At 71.9% G+C, this 23200-nt stretch carries 20 protein-coding genes; 10 read left to right on the forward strand and 10 right to left on the reverse strand.

Annotated elements, in window-relative coordinates; translation table 11 throughout:
- Window positions 1–121 precede the first annotated feature (121 nt).
- From ELQ39_RS21755 to ELQ39_RS21765, 3 genes are all read left to right on the forward strand, one after another.
- Window positions 122–2203 carry an MMPL family transporter gene (locus tag ELQ39_RS21755; RefSeq protein WP_242593519.1) on the forward strand — a complete coding sequence of 694 codons (2082 nt, stop codon included), beginning with the start codon at window positions 122–124 and terminating at the stop codon, window positions 2201–2203.
- 143 nt (window positions 2204–2346) lie between these two features.
- Window positions 2347–3618, forward strand: a complete 1272-nt coding sequence (locus ELQ39_RS21760) for a sensor histidine kinase (protein WP_228757119.1) — start codon at window positions 2347–2349, stop codon at window positions 3616–3618.
- Window positions 3615–4280, forward strand: coding sequence for a response regulator transcription factor (locus ELQ39_RS21765; RefSeq protein ID WP_190000551.1), 666 nt, complete (start codon window positions 3615–3617; stop codon window positions 4278–4280). The genes ELQ39_RS21760 and ELQ39_RS21765 overlap by 4 nt, the downstream gene beginning before the upstream one ends.
- Here the strand turns inward: ELQ39_RS21765 and ELQ39_RS21770 are convergent.
- Window positions 4244–4552, reverse strand: a complete 309-nt coding sequence (locus ELQ39_RS21770; RefSeq protein WP_242593521.1) for a hypothetical protein — start codon at window positions 4550–4552, stop codon at window positions 4244–4246. The genes ELQ39_RS21765 and ELQ39_RS21770 overlap by 37 nt on opposite strands.
- 209 nt (window positions 4553–4761) lie before the next feature.
- Between ELQ39_RS21770 and recO the strand changes: the two genes are divergently transcribed.
- Together recO and ELQ39_RS21780 are read left to right on the forward strand one after the other, a co-directional pair.
- Complete coding sequence (recO, locus tag ELQ39_RS21775) at window positions 4762–5511, forward strand: DNA repair protein RecO (protein WP_190000549.1); 750 nt, start codon at window positions 4762–4764, stop codon at window positions 5509–5511.
- A gap of 33 nt (window positions 5512–5544) precedes the next feature.
- On the forward strand, window positions 5545–6378 hold the full coding sequence (locus ELQ39_RS21780; RefSeq protein WP_190000548.1) for an isoprenyl transferase: 834 nt from the start codon (window positions 5545–5547) through the stop codon (window positions 6376–6378).
- A 295-nt stretch (window positions 6379–6673) separates the two neighbouring features.
- On the opposite strand, the gene ELQ39_RS21785 is transcribed toward ELQ39_RS21780, so the two are convergent.
- The 4 genes from ELQ39_RS21785 to ELQ39_RS21800 all read right to left on the reverse strand — a co-directional run bounded on the left by ELQ39_RS21785 (window position 6674) and on the right by ELQ39_RS21800 (window position 9863).
- Complete coding sequence (locus tag ELQ39_RS21785; RefSeq protein WP_190000547.1) at window positions 6674–7096, reverse strand: Fur family transcriptional regulator; 423 nt, start codon at window positions 7094–7096, stop codon at window positions 6674–6676.
- A 61-nt stretch (window positions 7097–7157) separates the two neighbouring features.
- Window positions 7158–8060 (reverse strand): metal ABC transporter permease, encoded by a 903-nt coding sequence (locus tag ELQ39_RS21790; RefSeq protein ID WP_033275789.1) that lies wholly within the window; start codon window positions 8058–8060, stop codon window positions 7158–7160.
- On the reverse strand, window positions 8060–8830 hold the full coding sequence (locus ELQ39_RS21795; RefSeq protein WP_225628130.1) for a metal ABC transporter ATP-binding protein: 771 nt from the start codon (window positions 8828–8830) through the stop codon (window positions 8060–8062). Before ELQ39_RS21795 ends, ELQ39_RS21790 begins: the two co-directional genes overlap by 1 nt.
- Window positions 8831–8858: 28 nt before the next feature.
- On the reverse strand, window positions 8859–9863 hold the full coding sequence (locus tag ELQ39_RS21800) for a metal ABC transporter substrate-binding protein (RefSeq protein WP_242593522.1): 1005 nt from the start codon (window positions 9861–9863) through the stop codon (window positions 8859–8861).
- Between the two features lie 194 nt (window positions 9864–10057).
- On the opposite strand from ELQ39_RS21800, the gene ELQ39_RS21805 reads away from it, so the two are divergent.
- The 3 genes from ELQ39_RS21805 (at window position 10058) to ELQ39_RS21815 (ending at window position 13228) form a co-directional block, all read left to right on the forward strand.
- A complete protein-coding gene (locus ELQ39_RS21805) occupies window positions 10058–11440 on the forward strand; it encodes a glycine--tRNA ligase (protein WP_190000544.1) in 1383 nt (460 codons plus the stop codon).
- A 164-nt stretch (window positions 11441–11604) separates the two neighbouring features.
- Window positions 11605–12615 (forward strand): aldo/keto reductase, encoded by a 1011-nt coding sequence (locus tag ELQ39_RS21810; protein WP_242593523.1) that lies wholly within the window; start codon window positions 11605–11607, stop codon window positions 12613–12615.
- Window positions 12616–12640: 25 nt separating this feature from the next.
- Window positions 12641–13228, forward strand: a complete 588-nt coding sequence (locus tag ELQ39_RS21815; RefSeq protein ID WP_242593525.1) for a TetR family transcriptional regulator — start codon at window positions 12641–12643, stop codon at window positions 13226–13228.
- A gap of 14 nt (window positions 13229–13242) precedes the next feature.
- Here ELQ39_RS21815 and ELQ39_RS21820 read toward each other — a convergent pair whose 3' ends face one another.
- Entirely contained in the window at window positions 13243–13449 is a 207-nt protein-coding gene (locus ELQ39_RS21820) for a hypothetical protein (protein WP_242593527.1), read from the reverse strand.
- A 294-nt stretch (window positions 13450–13743) separates the two neighbouring features.
- A complete protein-coding gene (locus tag ELQ39_RS21825; protein WP_242593529.1) occupies window positions 13744–15192 on the reverse strand; it encodes an MFS transporter in 1449 nt (482 codons plus the stop codon).
- 97 nt (window positions 15193–15289) lie between these two features.
- Here ELQ39_RS21825 and dusB point away from each other — a divergent pair, with 97 nt between their 5' ends.
- The gene (dusB, locus tag ELQ39_RS21830) at window positions 15290–16444 is read left to right on the forward strand and encodes a tRNA dihydrouridine synthase DusB (protein WP_190000539.1); all 1155 of its coding nucleotides are present in this window, start codon (window positions 15290–15292) and stop codon (window positions 16442–16444) included.
- Here the strand turns inward: dusB and ELQ39_RS21835 are convergent, their stop codons facing one another.
- Window positions 16445–18187: a CDP-alcohol phosphatidyltransferase gene (locus ELQ39_RS21835; protein WP_242593531.1), complete on the reverse strand. Its 1743-nt coding sequence runs from the start codon at window positions 18185–18187 to the stop codon at window positions 16445–16447. It lies immediately after the preceding gene.
- Between the two features lie 493 nt (window positions 18188–18680).
- On the opposite strand from ELQ39_RS21835, the gene ppdK reads away from it, so the two are divergent.
- Window positions 18681–21428 carry a pyruvate, phosphate dikinase gene (gene ppdK / locus ELQ39_RS21840; RefSeq protein WP_242593534.1) on the forward strand — a complete coding sequence of 916 codons (2748 nt, stop codon included), beginning with the start codon at window positions 18681–18683 and terminating at the stop codon, window positions 21426–21428.
- A 151-nt stretch (window positions 21429–21579) separates the two neighbouring features.
- Here ppdK and ELQ39_RS21845 read toward each other — a convergent pair whose 3' ends face one another.
- The gene (locus ELQ39_RS21845; protein WP_242593536.1) at window positions 21580–21987 is read right to left on the reverse strand and encodes an excalibur calcium-binding domain-containing protein; all 408 of its coding nucleotides are present in this window, start codon (window positions 21985–21987) and stop codon (window positions 21580–21582) included.
- Window positions 21988–22689: 702 nt separating this feature from the next.
- Window positions 22690–23118, reverse strand: a complete 429-nt coding sequence (locus ELQ39_RS21850; protein WP_242593538.1) for an LAETG motif-containing sortase-dependent surface protein — start codon at window positions 23116–23118, stop codon at window positions 22690–22692.
- Between the last annotated feature and the right edge of the window lie 82 nt (window positions 23119–23200).

Consider the following 23200-nt stretch of genomic DNA (forward strand, 5'->3'; position numbering starts at 1 on the left):
GCGCTCCGGCCGCCCGCCGCAGTACCCGCCGTTTCGGTCTCACGCCGGACGTCCCGGCTCCCCGCCGCCGGAAGGCTGGACAGCGTATCCAGACGACCGGACCGGAAGGGGAGCCGAGGCCATGAGGGCAGTCAGGACAGGCACACGGGGGCGGCGGGCCGTGCCCTGGGCGGTGGTGGGGCTGTGGGTGGCGGCGCTGGTGCTGCTCGGGCCGCTCGCCGGGAAGTTCGCCGGTGTGCAGCAGAACCGGGCGGTCGACTACCTGCCCGACGGCGCCGACTCGACGCAGGTGGCGCGCGTCCAGGACGAGCTGCCCGGCGGCGAGTCGACCGACCTGGTGGTGGTCTACCACCGCGACGGCGGACGGCTGACCGCCGCCGACCGGGAGACGGCCGCCGCGCAGATCGCCGAGGTGGAGCGGGCGTTCGAGCTGTCGGACGTGCCGCGGGGCGTTCCCTCCGCGGACGGCAGCACGCTGATGTACCCGGTCTCCAGCACGCGGCCCGGGCAGGACGAGGAGGCGCAGCGGGCCTTCGTCGACGGGGTGCGGGAGACCGTCGGCGGGACGGGCGGGCTGAACGTCGAGGTCGGCGGGCCCGGGGCGGTCGGCGCCGACATGGACAAGGTGTTCGACACCATCGACGGCACGCTGCTGACGGCCACGATCGGCGTGGTCACCGTGCTGCTGGTGCTGATCTACCGCAGCCCGTTCCTGTGGCTGGTGCCGCTCGCCGTGGCGGGCGCCGCGACCGCCCTGGCGATGGCCGCCGGGTACGTGACGCACGAGCTGTTCGGCATCACGATCACCGGACAGAGCGGCGGCATCATGACCGTCCTCGTGCTCGGCGCCGGGACCGACTACGCGCTGCTGCTGGTCTCCCGCTACCGCGAGGAACTCCGCCGCCACGAGCGGCCGTACGACGCCATGCGGGCCGCCCTGCGCGGCTGCGGACCCGCCGTGCTCGCCTCCTCCGGCACGGTCGCCGCCGGACTGCTGTGCCTGCTCGCCGCCGACCTCAACAGCAGCAGCGGCATGGGTCCCGTCGGCATGATCGGGGTGCTCGCCGCGCTGGTCGCGATGACGACGCTGTTGCCCGCCGTCCTGGTGCTGCTCGGGCGGCGCGTGTTCTGGCCGCTGATCCCGGCCTTCGGCAGCGAGCCGAAGGCACGGCGGTCGCTGTTCGCCGCCATGGGCACGTCCGCCACCCGTCGGCCCGCGGCCGTGCTGACCGGCGGCGCTGTGCTCCTCGGCGCGCTCGCCCTGGGCACGCTCAACCTGGGCGGCGACCTCCGTCAGGAGGACGCCTTCACCGACCGGCCCGAGTCCGTCGCCGCGATGCGCACGCTGGCGGAGGAGTACCCGGAGCGCGGCGCCCAGCCGATCACGGTGATCGCGCCCGCCGGGGACGCCGACGAGGTCGTCGAGCGGGTCCGGAAGACGGAGGGTGTCGCCGAGGCCGCCCCGGGACGGGCCGACGGCACCTGGGCCGAGATCACCGTGTTCGCCACCGCCCCGCCGGAGTCGGCGGGGGAGACCCGCACCATCGAGGCCCTGCGCGACACGCTCGACGGCACCGGCGCCCATGTCGGCGGGCCCAGCGCGGAGCAGCTCGACCTCGCCCGCAGCGAGGCGCGCGACCGCACGGTGATCGTGCCGCTGGTGCTGGCCGCCGTGTTCCTGATCCTGGTCGTCCTGCTGCGCAGCCTCGTCGCCCCGCTGCTGCTGCTCGGAGCGGTGGTCGCCGTCTGGGGCGCGGCGCTCGGCATCGGCGGGCTGGTCTTCGGACCGCTGCTCGGCTTCGCCGGCACGGACCCCGCGATCGGGCTGCTGTCCTTCGTGTTCCTGGTCGCCCTCGGCGTCGACTACGGCATCTTCCTCATGCACCGCATGCGCGAGGAGTCCCTGAACGGCGCCGAACCCGAGGCGGCCGCCCTCACCGCGCTGCGCACCACGGGCGGGGTCATCGCCTCCGCGGGCGTCGTGCTCGCCGCGACGTTCGCGGTGCTCACCACCCTCCCCCTGGTCGCGTTGGTCGAACTCGGCCTCGTCATCGCCGTCGGCGTCCTCCTCGACACCTTCCTGGTCCGCACCTATCTGGTCACCACGGCGAGTGTGCTGCTGGGACGCCGGATGTGGTGGCCGGGCGCGCTGTCCCGCACGCCCGAGCAGGCACACCGGGAGCGGCACCCGGAGCCGGTGTGATCCGCCCGTACGACCGTGACAGGGCGCCCCTCCCTCCCGGAGGGGCGCCCTCCTCCCCGAGGATGGACCCCGTGCACCCGACGACAGCACAGGCAGCCGAGCCCTCCCGGACCGGGGCGTCCCGTGACAAGGGCTCCGGAACCATGGACGCCGGGCGCCCGGACCCCGGATCCGCGGACCCCCGGAAGTCACGCACGGGGAACTCCCGTACGAGGGACGGCGTCATCACCGCGCTCAGCCGTGACCCCCTGACCCGCCCGCACGCCTTCCGCAACGACGCGGTGCTCGCCGCGTGCACCGCCGCCCTGGGCGTCACGCTGGCGCTGCTGACCGACGACGGCCGCCGGCCCGACGCGCTCGGCTGGGTCCTGCTGCTCGCCGCCCATGTGCCGCTGGCCTGGCGGCGGAAGCGGCCGCTGCCGGCGCTCCTGGCGGCGCTGGCCCCGGTCGTGCCGTACCACGCCCTGGACAACCACCACGGGGCGCCCGTGGCCGCGACCGTGGTGGCCCTCTACACGGTCGCCGCGACCGGCACCCCGCGCCGGACGCTGCTGATCGGCACCGTCGTCATCGGCACCACCCTCACGGTGAACGCCCTCACCAACCCCGACGGGTTCACGGAACTCGTCCGCATCACCGGCTGGGTCGTCGCCGTCCTCTTCCTGGGCCTCGACGTCCGCTACTACCGGCAGTACGTCGCCGCGATCGTCGAACGCGCGGAACGGGCGGAACGCACCCGTGAGGAGGAGGCGCGCCGCCGGGTCGCCGAGGAGCGGCTGCGCATGGCGCGAGACCTGCACGACCTGCTCGCCCACAGCATCACCCTCATCGGGGTGCAGACGTCCGTCGCGGCGCACGTCCTGGCCGCCGACCCCGACCGGCTGGACCGGGCGGCCGTGGCGAAGGCGCTCGACGACATCGCCGGCACCTGCCGCACCGCGCGCGGTGAACTGCGCGCCACGCTCGAGGTGCTGAGGGACAGCGGCGGCACCGAGGACGCGCGGGGTCCGCTCGCCGGGCTGGACGGGCTGCCCGACCTGGTCGAGGCCGCGCGGCTGGCCGGGGCACGCGTGGAGCACCGTGTGCGGGTCGCGGAGCCGGTGCCGCCCGCGGTCGGGGCCGCCGCGTACCGCGTGGTGCAGGAGGCGCTGACCAACGCGGTCCGGCACGCCGGTCCAAAGCCCGCCGTACGCGTCGACGTGAGCGACCGGGACGGGGTGCTGCACATCGGCGTCACCGACGACGGCACCGGACCCGACCCCGGCGGCACCCCCGGGTTCGGACTCGTCGGCATGCGGGAGCGGGCCCGCAGTGTGGGCGGCACGCTGGAGGCCGGTCCCCGCGAGGCCGGGGGCTTCCGGGTGACCGCCGCCCTGCCTCTGACCGACGCGACCCGGAAGGGACGGGCCCGATGACCGTCCGTGTGCTGCTCGCCGACGACCAGACCCTGGTGCGGGAGGCGTTCGCGATGCTCGTCGAGTCGGCGCCCGACATGGAGGTCGTCGGGCAGGCCGCCACCGGTCGGCAGGCCGTCGAACTCGTCCGCGCGCGGCGGGCCGACCTCGTCGTCATGGACATCCGCATGCCGGACCTCGACGGCATCGAGGCGACGCGCCTGATCGCCGCCGACGACGACCTGGCGGGGGTGAAGGTGCTCGTCCTCACCACCTACGACACGGACGAGAACATCGTGGAGGCGCTGCGCGCCGGGGCGTCCGGGTTCCTGGTGAAGGACACCCGGCCCGCCGAGCTCCTCGACGCCATCCGCACGGTGGCCGCCGGTGAGGCGCTCCTGTCGCCCGGACCCACGGCCCGGCTGATCGAGCGCTTCCTGCGCAGTCCCGCGGCGGCGCCGGTCACCGCCGGCCCCGACTGCCTCTCCGACCGGGAGCGGGAGGTGCTGACGCTGGTCGCGCGCGGCCTCAACAACACGGAGATCGCCGAGACGCTGGGGCTCAGCCCGCTCACCGCGAAGACCCACGTGAGCCGCACGATGGGCAAGCTCGGCGCCCGCGACCGGGCCCAACTGGTCGTCGTGGCCTACGAGTCGGGTCTGGTCGCACCGGGCGCCGGCTGACCCTGCCAGAGGGTGTGCCGGAGCCAGCGGTGGATGGTGCTGTTGACCCCGGCGGACAGGGCGCTCAGGTGCTCGATGGCCTCACGGTCCTCGGGGCGCGGCGGGATCCCGGCGGCGGTCAGGGCGGCGTGCAGGTCGAGGCGACGCCGGTCGCGCGGGTCGATGGGGGAGCCGACTCGGGTGGCCGGGTCCGGCGGGGCCAGCAGGTGGTCGCTGCCCGGCTGCCCGGCGGCGGACGGATGGGGGCCGTACTCGAAAACGGTCGCGGTCATGTCGCTCTCCTCACAGAAGGAGTGTCGGTTCCGCAGGGGAGGAGACCGGGGCCGCGTCTCCTGGTTGCACCCCTGCGGAAACGTCACGCCTTCGGCGTCATCGGCATATCATCCGCATGCGAGGAACCCGATGCGTCCACCGCACCGCCCCGCACCCGCGGAACTGGAGCCGCCGCGAGGTGCCGTGAACGTGCGCGACAATGGCTGCCATGAGTCTGTTCCGCGACGACGGCATCGTGCTGCGCACCCAGAAACTGGGTGAGGCGGACCGGATCATCACCCTGCTCACCCGAGGTCACGGACGGGTTCGCGCCGTGGCGAGGGGCGTGCGCCGGACCAAGTCGAAGTTCGGCGCGCGCCTGGAGCCCTTCTCGCACGTGGACGTGCAGTTCTTCGCCAAGGGCAGCGAGCTCGTCGGACGCGGCCTGCCGCTGTGCACGCAGAGCGAGACGATCGCGCCGTACGGCGGCGGCATCGTCACCGACTACGCGCGCTACACCGCCGGCACGGCCATGTTGGAGACCGCCGAGCGGTTCACCGACCACGAGGGCGAGCCGGCCGTCCAGCAGTACCTGCTGCTGGTCGGCGGACTGCGCACCCTCGCCCGGGGCGAGCACGCCCCGCACCTGGTGCTCGACGCGTTCCTGCTGCGTTCCCTCGCGGTCAACGGCTACGCGCCCAGCTTCACGGACTGCGCGAGATGCGGCATGCCGGGACCGAACCGCTTCTTCTCGGTCGCGTCGGGCGGAACCGTATGCGCCGACTGCCGCGTCCCCGGGAGCGTCGTACCCTCGCCGCAGGCCCTCGAACTCCTGGGCGCACTGCTCACGGGAGACTGGGCCACCGCGGACGCGTGCGAGGCACGGTACGTCCGGGAGGGCAGCGGGCTCGTGTCCGCCTACCTCCACTGGCATCTGGAGCGCGGGCTGCGCTCGCTCCGGTACGTCGAGAAGCAGTAACCACCCCCGTCAGCACGAGGAGACGAGAGACACATGGCCGTACGCGGATTCCTGGGGCGGCAGCGCCGGGAGTACAGGACCCCGGAACCGCACCCCTCCGGCGCGCGGCCCCCGAAGCTTCCCGGGGAACTCGTCCCCAACCATGTGGCGATCGTCATGGACGGCAACGGGCGCTGGGCGAAGCAGCGGGGCCTGCCCCGCACCGAGGGGCACAAGGTCGGCGCCGAGCGCGTGCTGGACGTGCTCCAGGGCGGCATCGAGATGGGCGTGGGCGCCATCTCGCTCTACGCCTTCTCCACCGAGAACTGGAAGCGGTCCCCGGACGAGGTGCGCTTCCTGATGAACTTCAACCGGGACTTCATCCGCAAGACCCGGGACCAGCTCGACGAACTGGGCATCCGGGTCCGCTGGGTGGGCCGTATGCCCAAGCTGTGGAAGTCGGTCGCCAAGGAGCTCCAGATCGCCCAGGAGCAGACCAAGGACAACGACCGGCTCACCCTGTACTTCTGCATGAACTACGGCGGCCGCGCGGAGATCGCCGACGCCGCGCAGGCGCTCGCCGAGGACGTGAAGGCGGGCCGCCTGGACCCGTCGAAGGTCAACGAGAAGACGCTGCAGCGGTACATGTACTACCCGGACATGCCGGACGTGGACCTGTTCCTGCGGCCGAGCGGCGAGCAGCGCACCTCCAACTACCTGCTGTGGCAGAGCGCCTACGCCGAGATGGTCTTCCAGGACGTGCTGTGGCCGGACTTCGACCGGCGCGACCTGTGGCGCGCGTGCCTGGAGTTCGCCTCCCGCGACCGCCGCTTCGGCGGGGCCGTCCCCAACGAGGAGCTGCTGGCCATGGAGGGCCGCCAGGAGTAGCCGGCGCCAGGATCACGGCTCGTCACCGAGGGACCGGGGAGGGGCCGTGACGGGCCAGGGAGCGGGGCACGGGGCACGAGGACTCCGCCGAGCAGCTACGCGGAGTCCGGCCGCGTCCGCCCGCTCCGCAGCCCGCACCGGGCGGGGGACTGCGCGCTGGTGCCGGTGAAGCAGGGGGTGCGGCAGGCGTCGGACGTGCACCGGCCGCGGGCGCTGCTCGGCCGGCACCTGTCCCGCGTGTGACGGGCGCCGGCCGGGGAGCGCCGTTGCTGACGCCCGGCCCCGCAGCCCGCCGTCAGGAGGCGTCCGCGCAGCCGGCGCAGTCCGCGCAGGTGCCGAAGATCTCCACCGTGTGGGCCACGTTGACGTAGCCGTGCTCGGCGGCGATGGCCTCCGCCCACTTCTCCACCGCCGGGCCCTCGACCTCGACGGCCTTGCCGCAGCTGCGGCAGACCAGGTGGTGGTGATGGTCGCCGGTGGAGCAGCGGCGGTAGACGGACTCGCCGTCGGCGGTGCGCAGGACGTCGACCTCACCGGCGTCGGCGAGGGACTGCAGCGTGCGGTAGACCGTGGTGAGCCCGACCGAGTCGCCCTTGTGCTTGAGCATGTCGTGCAGTTCCTGCGCGCTGCGGAACTCGTCGACCTCCTGGAGGCACGCCGCCACGGCGGCACGCTGCCGGGTGGCGCGGCCCTTCACGGGCGGTCCTGCGGTCGTCACCGGAATGCCTCCTCACGTCTGGCTGCTGCCCGGCCATTGTGCCAGTCCGGGAACCGGCGAGTCAGGCGCCGACCTTGCCGTCCGCCGGACGACTGGCCGGAATCGAGCACTCCGCGGGGTCGGGTCCCGGCCGTGCGGCGGCCAGCGCCCGGGCGCGGCGCCGGGCCAGCGGGGCGGCCAGCGCGGTCAGCAGGATGAAGGCGCCGATGGTCAGCAGCACGATCGTCGCGCCGGGCGGCACGTCCTGGTAGTACGAGGTGACGGTACCGCCGACGGCCACGCTGACGCCGATCGCGACGGCGACGGCGAAGGTGGCGGCGAAGCTCCGGGTGAGCTGCTGGGCCGCCGCGACCGGCACCACCATCAGCGCGCTCACCAGCAGCAGGCCCACGACCCGCATCGCCACGGACACCGTGACCGCGGCGGTGACCGCCGTGAGCAGATTCAGGAACCGCACCGGCAGCCCCGTCACCCGGGCGAACTCCTCGTCCTGGCTGACCGCGAACAGCTGCCGTCGCAGACCCACGGTGACCAGCACCACGAACGCGGCCAGCACGCAGATCGCCGTCACGTCGGACGGCGAGACCGTGGACAGCGAGCCGAACAGGAACGACGACAGGTTCGAGGTGGAGCCGCCGGGCGCGAGGTTGATGAACATGACGCCGCCGGCCATGCCGCCGTAGAAGAGCATCGCGAGGGCGATGTCACCGCGGGTCCGGGCGTACCAGCGGACCAGTTCCATGAAGACGGCGCCGAGGACGGAGACCACGGCGGCCATCCACACCGGCGACCAGGACAGCAGGAAGCCGAGGCCCACGCCGGTCATCGCCACATGGCCGATGCCGTCGCCCATCAGCGCCTGCCGGCGCTGGACGAGGTAGACGCCGACGGCGGGGGCGGTCACGCCGACCAGGACGGCGGCGAGCAGCGCCCGCTGCATGAAGGCGTAGTCGAGGATCTCCATCAGCTCAGCAGTCCCGTGCGGATCGGTCCGGCGTCCGCCGGTGCGTGCGGGTGTACGTGGTCGTGCCCGGGCAGGGCGTGCTGGCCGACCGCCTTGGGCGGCGGGCCGTCGTGCAGCACGCAGCCGTCGCGGAGGACGACCGCCCGGTCGATCAGAGGCTCCAGCGGCCCGAGTTCGTGCAGGACGAGGAGGACCGTGGCGCCCTGGCCGACCTGCGTGCGCAGGGTCTCGGCGAGGACCTCCTGGCTGGCCAGGTCCACGCCCGCCATCGGCTCGTCCATGATCAGCAGGTCCGGTTCGGAGGCGAGCGCGCGGGCGATCAGGACGCGCTGGTGCTGGCCGCCGGACAGGGCGTCGACGGAGTCCTTGGCGCGGTCCGCCATGCCGACCAGCTCCAGGGACCGGCGGACGGCCGCCCGGTCGCCCTTGCGGAACAGGCCGAAGCGGGTGCGGGCGAGCCGCCCGGAGGAGACGACCTCGGTGACCGTGGCGGGCACCCCGCCGGCTGCCGTGGTGCGCTGCGGGACGTAGCCCACGCGCGCCCAGTCGCGGAAGCGGCGCCGCTCGGCGCCGAACAGCTCGATCTCCCCGGCGGTGACCGGCACCTGGCCGATCACGGTGCGCACGGCCGTGGACTTGCCGGAGCCGTTGGCGCCGAGCAGGGCGACGACCTCGCCGCGGTGCACCGTGAGGTCGATGCCGCGCAGCACGGGGCGCGAGCCCAGCTCGGCGCGCACCCCCCGCAGGGTGATGACGGGTTCGGTGGTCATGCCGTCCTCCGCTGTCGCGTCGTCGGGGTCACCGGGCGCCCAGCGCGGTGCGCAGGGCCGTGAGGTTGGCCTCCATGACCTGGAAGTAGTCCTCGCCGCGGGAGTGGTCGGTGATGCCCTCGACCGGGTCGAGGACGTCGGTCCTCAGGCCGGTGTCGCCGGCGAGGGTCTTCGCGGTCCTGTCGCTGACGAGGGTCTCGTAGAAGACGGTGGTGACGCCGTCCTCCTTGGCGATCTTCTGCAGTTCCTTCACGCGCGCCCCGCTGGGCTCGGTGTCGGGGTCCAGTCCGCTGATGGCCTCCTCGGTCAGCCCGTAGCGCTCGGCGAGGTAGCCGAAGGCGGCGTGGGTGGTGACGAAGACGTCGGTCTTCCGGTTCGCGAGGCCGGCGCGGAACTTCTGGTCGAGCGCCTTGAGGTCCTTGACCAGCGTCGCGGTGTTCTTCCGGTAGTCGGCGGCGTGGTCCGGGTCGGCCTTCTGGAAGGCCTTGCCGACGCCCTCGGCGACCTCGGCGTACTTCACCGGGTCGAGCCAGATGTGGGGGTCGCCGCCCTCGTGGTCGTGGCCGTGCCCGTCCTCATCGGCGTGCTCGTCCTCATGGGCGTGCTCGTCCCCGTGTTCGTCCCCGTGCTCCTCGCCGTGGCCGGCCTCGGTGCCGTGCTCCTCCAGCGCGGTCAGCTCGGCCGCGTCGATCTTCGTGGCGATGGGGGACTGGCCGATGGCATCGTCGACGGAGGGCTGGAGGCCCTTGAGGTAGAGGGCCGCGTCGGACTCCTCGAGCTGCGCTGTCTGCCTGGCGCTGATCTCCAGGTCGTGCGGTTCCTGGCCGGGCTGGGTGAGACTGGTGACGTGGACGTGGTCGCCGCCGATCCGCTCGGCGAGGAAGGCCATCGGGTAGAACGACGCGACGACGTCGAACGTGCCGGTGTCGCCCGCGGCGGCGCTGTCGGACGAGCAGGCGGTGAGGGTGCCGAACCCGAGGGCGGCGACAGCGGTGAGCGCGACCGCGGATATGTGACGTCGTCGTACATTCATGACAGTCATTTTCAACTGATATGGAAACCGTTGTCAACAAGCTCCCCGTCGGCCCCCTTCGCGGCCCCTGCCGGTGCGTCGGAGGTCCGCTTGGGGGGACCGATTTGGTCGAGGGGCCGTCCCCGCCGGTAACCTGAGGCATTCGCTGGAAGCATCTCCGCTTCGTCGCCCGTCGTCGTAATGAAGAGAGCACCGTGGCCGCCGACAAGATCGACACCATCGTCAGCCTGAGCAAGCGCCGTGGCTTCGTATTCCCCAGTAGTGAGATCTACGGCGGCACGAAGGCCGCCTGGGACTACGGACCGCTGGGTGTCGAGCTCAAGGAGAACCTGAAGCGCCAGTGGTGGCGCTACATGGTGACGTCGCGCGAGGACGTGGTCGGTATCGACTCGTCCGTCATTCTGGCCCCCGAGGTGTGGGTCGCCTCCGGTCACGTCGCGACGTTCACCGACCCGCTCACCGAGTGCACCTCCTGTCACAAGCGGTTCCGCGCGGACCACCTGGAGGAGGCGTACGAGGAGAAGAAGGGCCGCGCCCCGGAGAACGGCCTCGCCGACCTGAGCTGCCCCAACTGCGGCAACAAGGGCACCTTCACCGAGCCCAAGCAGTTCTCGGGCCTGCTCTCCACCCACCTCGGTCCGACGCAGGACTCCGGCTCCATCGCCTACCTGCGCCCCGAGACCGCCCAGGGCATCTTCACCAACTTCGCCCAGGTGCAGACCACTTCGCGCCGCAAGCCGCCGTTCGGCATCGCCCAGATGGGCAAGTCCTTCCGCAACGAGATCACGCCCGGCAACTTCATCTTCCGCACCCGCGAGTTCGAGCAGATGGAGATGGAGTTCTTCGTCAAGCCGGGCGAGGACGAGCAGTGGCAGGAGTACTGGATGGAGCAGCGCTGGAACTGGTACACCGGTCTCGGCCTGCGCGAGGAGAACATGCGGTGGTACGAGCACCCGAAGGAGAAGCTCTCCCACTACTCCAAGCGCACCGCTGACATCGAGTACCGCTTCCAGTTCGGCGGCAGCGAGTGGGGCGAGCTGGAGGGTGTCGCCAACCGCACCGACTACGACCTCTCCGCGCACTCCAAGGCCTCCGGCCAGGACCTCTCCTACTTCGACCAGGAGGCCGGCGAGCGCTGGACGCCGTACGTCATCGAGCCGGCGGCCGGTGTGGGCCGGGCGATGCTCGCCTTCCTGCTCGACGCGTACGTCGAGGACGAGGCGCCCAACGCCAAGGGCAAGATGGAGAAGCGGACCGTGCTGCGGCTCGACCACCGCCTCGCGCCGGTGAAGGTCGCGGTGCTGCCGCTGTCCCGCAACCCGGAGCTGTCCCCGAAGGCCAAGGGCCTCGCCCAGGCGCTGCGGCAGAACTGGAACATCGAGTTCGACGACGCCGGCGCCATCGGCCGCCGCTACCGCCGCCAGGACGAGATCGGCACGCCGTTCTGCGTGACCGTCGACTTCGACACCCTGGACGACAACGCGGTGACCGTGCGCGAGCGCGACACCATGAAGCAGGAGCGGGTCTCCCTCGACCAGATCGAGGGCTACCTGGCCGCCCGCCTGGTCGGCTGCTGACCCGTCTCTTCTGACCGGCACGAACGCCGGGCCCCGGAATCTCCGGGGCCCGGCGTTCCGCGTTTCCGGACCGGCGTCCCGACGGGTGGGCGACGGACGGGCGAGTGACAGATAAATGAATGACAGATATTGAAATCTGTCATTCGTCATGTCAAGGTGGAGATATGACGATGCACACACGACCTCTCGGAAAGACCGGCCCACGGGTGTCCGCCCTGGGGCTCGGCTGCATGGGCATGTCCGCGCTCTACGGCACGGCGGACCGGGCCGAGGCGATCGCCACGATCCACGCCGCCCTGGACGCCGGCGTCACCCTGCTCGACACCGGCGACTTCTACGGCATGGGCCACAACGAGCTGCTGATCGGCGAGGCGTTGCGCACGGCCCCCGCCGGACTGCGCGAACAGGCCCTCACCAGCGTCAAGTTCGGCTCCCTGCGCGACCCGGACGGCGGCTGGGGACCGATCGACGGCCGCCCGGCCGCCGTGCGGAACTTCGCCGCGTACTCCCTCCAGCGGCTGGGCGTCGACCACATCGACGTCTACCGCCTCTCCCGTGCCGACCCCGACGTGCCGATCGAGGAGACCGTCGGAGCCGTCGCGGAGCTCGTCGAGAAGGGCCACGTACGGCACATCGGCCTCAGCGAGGTCGGCGCCGACACGATCCGGCGGGCCGCCGCCACCGCGCCGATCACCGACCTCCAGATCGAGTACTCCCTGATCTCCCGCGCCGTCGAGGACCAGATCCTGCCCACCACCCGTGAACTCGGCATCTCCGTCACGGCCTACGGGGTGCTCGCGCGCGGCCTGATCTCCGGCCACTTCACCGCCGACCGGCAGCTTTCCGCGGACGACTTCCGCGCCCACTCGCCCCGCTTCCAGGGCGACAACCTCCGGCACAACCTCCGCCTCGTCGACGCGCTGCGCGAGATCGCCGCGCGCAAGGGCGTCACGGTCGCGCAGATCGCCGTCGCCTGGGTGCTGTCGCGCGGCGAGGACATCGTGCCGCTGGTCGGCGCACGTACGCGGGAGCGGCTCACGGAGTCGCTGGGCGCGCTGGACGTCACGCTGGACGCGGACGACCTCGCGGCGATCGAGCGGGCGGTGCCGCCAGGGGCCGCGGCGGGTGCCCGCTACCCGGAGCCGATGATGGCCCACCTCGGCACCGAGGAGTGATCCCGGCGGCGGGTACGGTCTAGACATGGCAGCGACCGAGACCCTGACCGCCGAGCGCATCCTGGAGGCGACCGAGGAGGTGCTGCGCCGGCACGGGCCCGCGAAGGCCACCGTGGTGGACGTGGCCCGCGCCCTCGGCGTCAGCCACGGCAGCGTCTACCGGCACTTCCGCACCAAGGCGGCACTGCGGGAGGCGGTCACCAAGCGGTGGCTGGACCGTACGTCCGAGGCGCTGGACGGGATAGCCGGCGACGGGTCCCGCGACCCGGAGGCCCGGCTGCGGGACTGGCTCGCCGGCCTCTTCACGGCCAAGCGGCGCAAGGCGGGCGACGACCCGGAGCTGTTCGCCACCTACAGCGTGCTGGCCGGTGAGCAGGTGGGCGCGGTCGCCGAGCACATCGACGAGCTGACCGGGCAGTTGACGCGGATCGTCGCCGACGGAGTGGCCGCCGGGGTCTTCCACAGCGACGACCCCGCGGTCAGCGCGCGTGCGGTGTTCCAGGCGACCGGGCGGTTCCACGATCCCGCCTACGCGGGGGAGTGGGACAGACCTGAGGCGGACGCCGACTTCGCGGCGGCGGTGGATCTGCTGCTGCGGGGGTTGCGGGCCTGACCCGGGCGGGTCCGTCAGGCTGCGCTGGGGTCCACCGTCGCCTGGTGGGCCTGCTCCAGGTGCTCCTGTGCCTTCAGCCACGGCAGGAACTGGGCGGACCGGCGCCAGCCGCACGTGTCACATCTGATCGTCCGCTGCACTCCGGTGCGGTGGACGAGCACGGTGTGCTCACGTCCGTGCAGGTCCCAGCGGCTTACCTTGCTCGAGTCGATCTGGGGCATGGTGCCTCCGGCGGTCGGCGGATGGCTGTCGCCGTACGGAGTGTGCAGCAAAAGCAACATCAACAGGTGGGGGTACGCGGAACCCGCGCCGGCGGTGTCGCCCACGGCCCCGATCCAACGGCCGTTGACGGAGGCACCCTTCAGGGGCGCGGGGAACTGCGCGACCAGCCACCGACCACCCGCACAGGCGGGATGCTGCCCGTAGCGCCGGGGCGCTTTCCGTGGCGGCGGGGGAGGCAGCCCAAGGGGCGCGGGGAACTGCGCGACCAGCCACCGACCACCCGCGCGGACGCCTCAGGCGCCCACCCCCGCCCGGCGAGCCCGCTCCTCCTCCCCCTTCAGGCGGCGAGCCGCCCGTTCCGCCGTGGAGCGGGCCCACCGGCCCGTCGTCACGACGCCCAGCGTCAGGACCGCAGCCCCGCACGCCGTCAGGATCCACCAGCCCGGCCGCGACGCCGTCACGAACGTGTCGGCGTACGACGAGGACCCCACCCCCGCCGCAAGCACCGCGCCCAGCACCGCCACCCCCAGTGTCTGTCCCAGCTGGCGGCTGGTGGAGGCGACCGCCGAGGCGACTCCCGCCTGGTCGGTGGGCATGCCCGAGACCGCCGTGTTGGTGATCGGGGCGTTGACGAAGCCGAAGCCGACGCCGAAGAGGAGGTAACCCGCCAGCAGCGTCGCGTTCGACGTCTCCGCCTCGAAGAGGGCGAACAGCAGCCCGCTCACCGTCATCGCGCCGCCCGCGATCACCAGGGGCAGCCTCGGTCCCCGGCTGCCCACGAGGCGGCCGGACAGCGGGGCGCACAGGAACGTCGGGACGGCCATCGGCAGCATCCACAGCCCCGCCTCCATCGCGCTCAGCCCCCGCACGTTCTGCAGGTACAGCGTCGACAGGAACAGGAACCCGCCGAGCGCCGCGAAGGCGCTCACCGCGATCACCGTCGCTCCGCTGAACGGCGCCGAGCGGAAGAAGCGCAGGTCGATCAGCGGTTCCGGGCGGCGCGGTTCGTGGCGGAGGAGCGCCAGGAGGGCGATCAGGGCCAGCGCCGCGAAGGGCAGCGTGGAACCCAGGCTCCCGTGCGGCGCCTCGATGATCGCGTACGTGAGCGAGCCGAACAGCGCGATGACCAGGACCTGGCCCACCGGGTCCGGGCGGCGGGCCCGGGGCGCACGGGACTCCGGCACGAAGCGCCAGGTCAGCAGCAGGGCGACGAGGCCCACCGGCAGATTGACCCAGAAGATGGAGCGCCAGCCGACCGAGTCCACCAGCAGCCCGCCGACCAGCGGTCCCGCGGCCATCGACAGGCCGACCACCGCGCCCCACACCCCGATCGCCCGGGCCCGCTCGCGCGGGTCGGTGAAGGTGTTGGTGATGATCGACATGGCGACCGGGTTGAGCATGGAGCCGCCCACCGCCTGCACCATGCGGAACACCACGAGCCAGTTCAGGTCCGGGGCGAGCGAGCACAGCAGCGAGCCCAGGGTGAAGACCACCAGGCCGGACATGAAGACCCGCCGGCGGCCGATCCGGTCGGCGGTCGAGCCGGCCAGCATCAGCAGCGAGGCCAGCACGAGCGTGTACGCGTCGATGGTCCACTGCAGTCCCGAGGTGCTCGCGTCCAGCTCCCGCTGGAGGGACGGCAGGGCGACGTTCAGAACCGTGTTGTCCAGGCTCACGATCAGCAGGCTCATACAGCAGATCGCGAGCACCAGCATGCGGCGGCCATGGCTGAGCTGGGGCATGCGCGCCATCGTACGCCGATGTCGATAGTGCGTCTAACTAATGACCGCTACACGATCTCTGTGCCGGGCGCCCCTCGGAATGCTGGACAATGGGGGAATGCCCACTGCCTCGCCGACCGTGAACACGCCCCTCGCCATCGGCCCGCACACCGTGCAACCGCCCGTCGTGCTCGCCCCCATGGCCGGGATCACCAACGCGCCCTTCCGTACCCTGTGCCGGGAGTTCAGCGGCGGCAAGGGCCTGTTCGTCAGCGAGATGATCACCACCCGGGCGCTGGTCGAGCGCAACGAGAAGACCATGCAGCTCATCCGGTTCGACGCCTCCGAGCAGCCGCGTTCCATCCAGCTCTACGGCGTCGACCCGGCGACCGTCGGCAAGGCCGTCCGCATGATCGCGGAGGAGGACCTCGCCGACCACATCGACCTCAACTTCGGCTGCCCGGTGCCCAAGGTGACCCGCAAGGGCGGCGGCTCCGCCCTCCCCTTCAAGCGGAACCTGCTGCGCGCCATCCTGCGCGAGGCCGTCGCCGGCGCGGGCGGCCTGCCGGTCACGATGAAGATGCGCAAGGGCATCGACGACGACCACATCACCTACCTCGACGCCGGCCGCATCGCCGTGGAGGAGGGCGTCACCGCGATCGCGCTGCACGGGCGCACCGCCGCCCAGCACTACGGCGGCACCGCCGACTGGGACGCGATCGCCCGCCTCAAGGAGCACGTCCCCGAGATCCCGGTACTCGGCAACGGCGACATCTGGTCCGCCGACGACGCCCTGCGCATGGTCCGCGAGACCGGCTGCGACGGCGTCGTCGTGGGCCGCGGCTGCCTCGGCCGGCCGTGGCTCTTCGCCGACCTGGTCGCCGCCTTCGAGGGCCGCCCCGACGACTACGTCCGGCCCACCCTGCGCGAGGTGGCCGACGCGATGGTGCGGCACGCCACCCTGCTGGGCGAGTGGATCGGCGACGAGTCGCGCGGCGTGATCGACTTCCGCAAGCACGTCGCCTGGTACCTGAAGGGCTTCGCGGTCGGCTCCGAGATGCGCCGGCGGCTCGCCGTCACCTCCACGCTCCAGGAGCTGCGGTCCGGGCTCGACGAGCTGGACCTGGACCAGCCCTGGCCGGCCGGCGCCGACGGCCCCCGCGGCCGTACGTCCGGCAACAACCGCGTGGTGCTGCCGGACGGCTGGCTGAAGGACCCCTACGACTGCGCGGGCGTCGGCGAGGACGCCGAGCTGGACACCTCCGGCGGCTGATCAGCCCTTGGTGGGCCGGGGCACGGATCCGTAGGCCTTCAGGAAGCGGTCGCGGAAGGCGTCCATCTTCCACACGGGGGCGTCGTCGGCGGGCCGGAGGCCGGGAGTCCACCGCCAGCCGTCGATCTTCTTCAGCACCTCCGGGTCCTTGGCGACGACCGTCACCGGCACGTCCCGGTTCTTGGTGTGCCCGGTGACCCGGGCGATCGGCTGGTGGTCGCCGAGGAACACCAGCACGGTGTCGTCGGTGCCGTAGCGCTCCAGCCACTCGGTGAGGGCGGTCACCGAGTACGAGACCGACTTGCCGTACTCCTTGCGGGACTCGGTGGAGTCGGCCATCACCTCGGACGCGTCCCGGCCCTCCTCCTCGATGGCGTCGAAGACCGAGCCGTCGCCCAGGTCCTCCCAGTCGATCATCTCCGGGACCGGCGCCCACGGCTGGTGGCTGGAGGTGAGGATGACCTCCGACATCAGCGGCCGGTTCCGCTTCTTCCCGTGCTCCAGACGCTCGAACGCCTCCAGGGCGTACTGGTCCGGCATCGTGGACCAGCTGAACTTCGGGCCCTCGTAACCCATCCCGGAGGCGTCGTAGACCTTGTCCAGGCCGTACCACTCGGCCTCCGGCCAGGTCTTCTGCACGCCCGGCATGATGCCGACGGTGTCCCACGCGCCGGACTTCCGGAAGGCGGCGGTGAGGGTCAGCCGGTCGCTGTTGGTGGCGGTGCGGTACCGCTGCTGGTTGTCGATCCACAGGCCGGACAGGGACGTGGAGTGCCCGAGCCAGCTGCTCCCGCCGTACGTCGACGAGGTCAGCCATCCGCTGCGCGCCCGGTAGCCGGCCTGGGCGAGCGCGGCGCCCCGGGCGTCGAGGGTGCGGGTGACGCCGGGCGCGATCAGCGGGTCCTCCACGGCCACCCGGCCGTAGCTCTCGATGAACGCGATGACGACGTCCTTGCCGCGCAGGTCCGGCAGCAGCAGTCCGGGCGGGGTGGCGCCGAAGGTGTCGGTCCGGGCCTCCTTGGCGAAGGCCGCCTCGTCCCGCAGGGTGTCCACCACCCGCCGGGTCTGCCCGCGCAGGGTGTCCGCCGCGCGGTCGGAGGCGACCGGCAGCCCCGAGATCTGCAGGCCGAGCGAGGCGCAGGTGATCCACACGGTGCCGGCGATCATGGCGCCCTGGCCGGCCCGGGTGCGGTGCCGGGCGATCACGTTGCCGAGCCGCACCGTGGCCAGCGCCATCACGAGAACCACGAGCAGGGCGAGCAGCACCGCTCCGACGGCCGCGGCGTCGGCGACGAAGCCGCCCATGGAGTCCCGCACGTAGGACAGGGCGTCGTCCAGCAGGCCCCAGTCGAGGACCAGGTTGAAGCCGCGGCCCAGGTATTCGCTGAAACCGATGTCCAGCAGGTTGAGCACGGTGAGCACGCCGAGGCCCGTCCCGTAGAGCGCGGCGAAGATCACGCGCGGCCGGCGCGGCAGGGCGAGCAGCAGGACCGCGCCCACGATCGCCTCGGCGGGGATGCGGGTGAAGCGGTCGGGGCGCAGGCCCGGCGCGGTGTTCGGCATCAGCAGGGCGCCGAGCACCAGCACGGCGGCGAGGACGTGGCCCGTGAGCCGCAGGGCACGGTCGGCGGAGGGGTGCGCGTCGCGTGCGTGGCGCAGGCGCGTGAGGACACGTGTGTCCCGCGGGCGCATGGGAACACGGAGGGCGCGCAGGCCCGTGAGGACGCGAGTGAAGACGGGCAACCCGGAGGTTCCTTCCGTACCGATACCGGTGAGGCGGGAGGCGGATCCGGCGTGGGGGTCCGGATCCGCCTCCAGTCCGTACGGGCGGCTGGGCCGGAGCGTTCATCGCACCGGTCCGCATGGTGGAACCGGGCTCCGTATGGCAGCGTGATTCTCACCACCCCTGATAGGGGTTGCGCTCAGATGAGCGAATCGGAGGAGGCTGCACTTCTCAAAGGTTGGCACTCAGTGCCACTCGATGATCGTTCATCGGGCGAAATCAAACGTGGTTCAGGATGCTCACCTGAGCAACTCGACCAGTTCTGGGAGGCGCCCCGCGTTCAAGAAGTGAAAACACCGAGCCTCCACGGCTTGCCAAGCTTTGACCTTCGATCCGCCGGCGCCCGGCCGGTGACAGGCGCACGACGCGCAAGTGGACGTACCCAGACGCCTTTGATCTGGGTACATTCCTCGCCGTCAGGGCAGCCACCGCGTCCTCGAGGAGTCGAGACCCGTGTCGGAAAACAAAGATCCCCACGTAGCTCAGTCGGGCACGAGCGTTGAGAGCGTGAAGTTCGTCTACGACTTCACCGAGGGCAACAAGGACCTCAAGGACCTGCTCGGCGGCAAGGGGGCCAACCTCGCCGAGATGACCAACCTCGGTCTCCCCGTGCCACCCGGCTTCACCATCACCACGGAAGCCTGCAAGGTCTACCTGGACAGCGGCGAGGAGCCCGCGGCACTGCGTGACGAGGTGAGTGCGCACCTCGAGGCGCTCGAGCAGCGGATGGGCAAGAAGCTCGGCCAGGCCGACGACCCCCTCCTCGTCTCGGTCCGCTCCGGCGCCAAGTTCTCCATGCCGGGCATGATGGACACCGTCCTCAACATCGGTCTGTCCGACAAGTCGGTGCAGGGCCTGGCCAAGCAGGCCGGCGACGACCGGTTCGCGTGGGACTCCTACCGGCGGCTCATCCAGATGTTCGGCAAGACCGTCCTCGGCGTGGACGGCGAGCTGTTCGAGGACGCGCTCGAGGCGGCCAAGGCGGCCAAGAAGGTCACCGTCGACACCGAGCTGGAGGCCGCCGACCTCAAGAAGCTCGTCACCAAGTTCAAGAAGATCGTCAAGACCGAGTGCGGCCGGGACTTCCCGCAGGACCCGCGCGAGCAGATGGACCTCGCCATCAAGGCGGTCTTCGACTCCTGGAACGGCGACCGCGCCAAGCTCTACCGCCGCCAGGAGCGCATCCCGCACGACCTGGGCACCGCCGTCAACGTCTGCTCCATGGTCTTCGGCAACCTCGGCCCCGACTCCGGCACCGGCGTCGCCTTCACCCGCGACCCCGCCTCGGGCCACCAGGGCGTCTACGGCGACTACCTGCAGAACGCGCAGGGCGAGGACGTCGTCGCGGGCATCCGCAACACGGTCCCGCTCGCGGAGCTGGAGCAGATCGACAAGAAGTCGTACGACCAGCTCATGCAGATCATGGAGACCCTGGAGAACCACTACAAGGATCTCTGCGACATCGAGTTCACCATCGAGCGCGGCCGGCTGTGGATGCTCCAGACCCGCGTCGGCAAGCGCACCGCGGGCGCGGCCTTCCGCATCGCCACGCAGCTGGTGGACCAGGGCCTGATCGACGAGGCCGAGGCGCTCACCCGCGTCAACGGCGCCCAGCTCGCCCAGCTGATGTTCCCGCGCTTCGACGAGAGCGCCAAGGTCGCGCAGGTCGGACGCGGCATCGCCGCCTCCCCGGGCGCCGCGGTCGGCAAGGCGGTCTTCGACTCCTACACCGCCGTGAAGTGGTCACGCTCCGGCGAGAAGGTCATCCTGATCCGCCGTGAGACCAACCCCGACGACCTGGACGGCATGATCGCCGCCGAGGGCATCCTCACCTCGCGCGGCGGCAAGACCTCCCACGCCGCCGTCGTCGCCCGCGGCATGGGCAAGACCTGTGTCTGCGGCGCCGAGGACCTGGAGGTCGACACCAAGCGCCGCCGGATGACCGTGCCGGGCGGGCACGTCGTCGAGGAGGGCGACCTCATCTCCATCGACGGCTCCAGCGGCAAGGTCTACCTGGGCGAGGTCCCGGTCGTGCCGTCGCCTGTCGTGGAGTACTTCGAGGGCCGGATGCACCCGGGCGCCGACGACGCCGACGAGCTGGTCGAGGCCGTGCACCGGATGATGGCCTTCGCCGACCGCAAGCGCCGGCTGCGGGTGCGCGCCAACGCCGACAACGCCGAGGACGCGCTGCGCGCCCGCCGGTTCGGCGCCCAGGGCATCGGCCTGTGCCGCACCGAGCACATGTTCCTCGGCGACCGGCGCGAGCTGGTGGAGCGGCTGATCCTGGCCGACACGCAGGAGGAGCGCGAGGAGTCGCTGAAGGCGCTGCTGCCGCTCCAGAAGAAGGACTTCGTCGAGCTGTTCGAGGCGATGGACGGCCTGCCCGTCACCATCCGCCTGCTCGACCCGCCGCTGCACGAGTTCCTGCCCGACATCACCGAGCTGTCGGTCCGCGTCGCACTCGCCGAGTCCCGGCAGGAGCCGCACGAGAACGAGCTGCGGCTGCTCCAGGCCGTGCACCGGCTGCACGAGCAGAACCCGATGCTGGGCCTGCGCGGTGTCCGCCTCGGCCTCGTCATCCCGGGCCTGTTCACCATGCAGGTGCGGGCCATCGCGGAGGCGGCGGCCGAGCGCCGGAACGCCAAGGGCGACCCGCGCGCGGAAATCATGATCCCGCTGGTCGGCACGGTGCAGGAGCTGGAGATCGTCCGCGAGGAGGCCGACAAGGTCATCGCGGAGGTCGAGGAGGCCACCGGCACCCGGCTCAAGCTCGCCATCGGCACGATGATCGAGCTGCCGCGCGCCGCGCTGACCGCCGGCCAGATCGCGGAGGCCGCCGAGTTCTTCTCCTTCGGCACCAACGACCTCACCCAGACGGTGTGGGGCTTCTCCCGGGACGACGTGGAGGCCAGCTTCTTCACGGCCTACCTGGAGAAGGGCATCTTCGGGGTGTCGCCGTTCGAGACGATCGACAAGGACGGCGTGGGCTCCCTGGTGAAGTCCGCGGCCAAGGCCGGCCGGGAGACCCGCCCGGACCTGAAGCTCGGCGTCTGCGGCGAGCACGGCGGCGACCCGGAGTCGGTCCACTTCTTCCACGAGGTCGGGCTGGACTACGTCTCCTGCTCCCCGTTCCGCATCCCGGTGGCCCGTCTGGAGGCCGGCCGTGCCGCCGTCACCTCGGCGGGCAGCGACCACCGCTGAGCCCTCCCGGGGCGCGCAGGACCCCGGGGCCGTCGTCTGTCACCCGACCACCCTCACCGATCGGCGACGGCTCCGGATCACGAAGGAGGGGCGGCACCCGTGCGGGGGTGCCGCCCCTTCCGTCGTGCGCGCGACGCGCCCTGTGGGGCGGTCAGGTGCCGCGGCGCACGCGGGAGGCGATGAGGACGGCGCCTCCGGCGAGGACCACGGCGGCCACGCCTATGGTCACGTAGGTGGTGAGGGGGTCGTCCGACCCGGCGTCGTCGCTCGTGGCGGCCTGGGTGGTGTCGGCCACGGGAGTCGTGTTCCCGTCGTCGACCGAGGTGTCGTCGCGCGGGATGAAGCCGGTGGGCGGCTCGTCGCAGGCGATGCCGTCGCCGTCGGGGTCCAGTGCGGGACCGTAGTGGTCGTCCCCGCTGGAGATCCTCGACCAGCCGTTTTCGTACGCCTCCGAGCAGCTCTTGAACGGGTGGTCCCCGTCGTGGGCGGACGCGGTGGCGGGGAGAACGGCCAGGGCGAGGGCGGCGAGGGCCGTGAGGGTGGTTCGTGTCAGGCGCATGGCAAATGCCCCCAAGTCCGAGTGCGGGTGCCGTTGACCGGGCTGTGGCGAGACGAAGTTACTGGCGGTTCGGGTGTGCTGCGGAGGGTTACGGGCGACCTGTGATGTGAACGTGATGTGACGGAATCGTGGCGCACCGCCATGAATGGAGGGGTGCCTTCCTGTCGTTGGGCAGGAGTGGGCCAGGTCGGAGGGGGTGTGCGGGGGTCACCGCGGTGGGGGAGCGGAAGATGACGGGGCGGGTGTCTTCGCGCCCGGACCGGTGCGGGTGGTCCGTGGCTGGTCGCGCAGTTCCCCGCGCCCCTGGAGGGTGTCTTCATCGCGGACGCTTGTAGCGCCCCGTCGCTGCGGGCGGGCGGATGCACCGCCGTTGCGCCGGGTGCGGGTGGTTCGTGGCTGGTCGCGCAGTTCCCCGCGCCCCTGGAGGGTGTCTTCGCCGCGGCCGATGAATGCGCTCCCTGCTGTGGGCAGGCGGGCGGACATGCCGCCGCTGCGGGCATTCGTGCCGCTGGGGCGATGGGGGTACCTCCCGCTCGAGCAAAGCCGAGAAGGCGGGAGGGTGGGCGCAGCGGCACCCTCTGTAGCGCCAGGTGCGGGTGGTCGGTGGCTGGGCGTGCGATCCCCGCACCCGTGGAGAGCGCCTTCGCCGGTGGGTGGTTGTGAGGGTGAGGGGGCCGGGTGGCCGGCCCCCTCGGTAGGGGTTCAGTGCCGGTTCTCGCGGCGCTTGCGGGCGGCGATCATCAGGCCGCCGCCGAGCAGCACGACGGCCCCGCCGCCCGCCGCGATGTACGGCGTGGTGTCGCTGCCGCCGGTCTCGGCGAGGTCGGCGCCGCCGCCGCCGTTCTCCTCCTTCGCGCCGCCGGCGCCGGCACCCGCCTCCGCGTCGTCGTCGCTCTCGTCGCGCGGCACGAAGTCCGACGGCGGCTGGTCGCAGCCGATGCCGTCGTCGTCCCGGTCGAGGTGTTCGCCGTAGTGGCGGTCGCCCTCGGGGATGTTGCTGTACCCGTTGTCGTACGCCTCGGTGCAGTTCTCGAACGGGTGGGCGCCGTCGTGCGCCACGGCGGTGGCCGGTACGGCGGCCAGGGCGACGGCGGCGAGCAGTGCGGCGGCTGAGGTACGGAACGGGATCATGGTGAGGAGCCCCCCAGGTCGGTCGAAAGTGTGCGCTCGGCACGAGGGTGCCGAAGCTACTGGGGGGCTCGTGGCGCGTGGG

Origin of the sequence: Streptomyces sp. GB4-14 (genome assembly GCF_022696125.1) — a bacterium.
Taxonomy (GTDB): domain Bacteria; phylum Actinomycetota; class Actinomycetes; order Streptomycetales; family Streptomycetaceae; genus Streptomyces; species Streptomyces werraensis.

Coding starts and splice junctions, on each gene's coding strand:
- ELQ39_RS21760 (WP_228757119.1), top strand. CDS start 2,347: ATGGACGCCGGGCGCCCGGACCCCGGATCCGCGGACCCCCGGAAGTCA.
- ELQ39_RS21755 (WP_242593519.1), top strand. CDS start 122: ATGAGGGCAGTCAGGACAGGCACACGGGGGCGGCGGGCCGTGCCCTGG.
- ELQ39_RS21790 (WP_033275789.1), bottom strand. CDS start 8,060: ATGGAGATCCTCGACTACGCCTTCATGCAGCGGGCGCTGCTCGCCGCC.
- ELQ39_RS21795 (WP_225628130.1), bottom strand. CDS start 8,830: ATGACCACCGAACCCGTCATCACCCTGCGGGGGGTGCGCGCCGAGCTG.
- ELQ39_RS21800 (WP_242593522.1), bottom strand. CDS start 9,863: ATGAATGTACGACGACGTCACATATCCGCGGTCGCGCTCACCGCTGTC.
- ELQ39_RS21770 (WP_242593521.1), bottom strand. CDS start 4,552: ATGACCGCGACCGTTTTCGAGTACGGCCCCCATCCGTCCGCCGCCGGG.
- ELQ39_RS21810 (WP_242593523.1), top strand. CDS start 11,605: ATGACGATGCACACACGACCTCTCGGAAAGACCGGCCCACGGGTGTCC.
- ELQ39_RS21825 (WP_242593529.1), bottom strand. CDS start 15,192: ATGCCCCAGCTCAGCCATGGCCGCCGCATGCTGGTGCTCGCGATCTGC.
- ELQ39_RS21780 (WP_190000548.1), top strand. CDS start 5,545: ATGGCCGTACGCGGATTCCTGGGGCGGCAGCGCCGGGAGTACAGGACC.
- ELQ39_RS21850 (WP_242593538.1), bottom strand. CDS start 23,118: ATGATCCCGTTCCGTACCTCAGCCGCCGCACTGCTCGCCGCCGTCGCC.
- dusB (WP_190000539.1), top strand. CDS start 15,290: ATGCCCACTGCCTCGCCGACCGTGAACACGCCCCTCGCCATCGGCCCG.
- ELQ39_RS21820 (WP_242593527.1), bottom strand. CDS start 13,449: ATGCCCCAGATCGACTCGAGCAAGGTAAGCCGCTGGGACCTGCACGGA.
- ELQ39_RS21815 (WP_242593525.1), top strand. CDS start 12,641: ATGGCAGCGACCGAGACCCTGACCGCCGAGCGCATCCTGGAGGCGACC.
- ELQ39_RS21845 (WP_242593536.1), bottom strand. CDS start 21,987: ATGCGCCTGACACGAACCACCCTCACGGCCCTCGCCGCCCTCGCCCTG.
- ELQ39_RS21765 (WP_190000551.1), top strand. CDS start 3,615: ATGACCGTCCGTGTGCTGCTCGCCGACGACCAGACCCTGGTGCGGGAG.
- recO (WP_190000549.1), top strand. CDS start 4,762: ATGAGTCTGTTCCGCGACGACGGCATCGTGCTGCGCACCCAGAAACTG.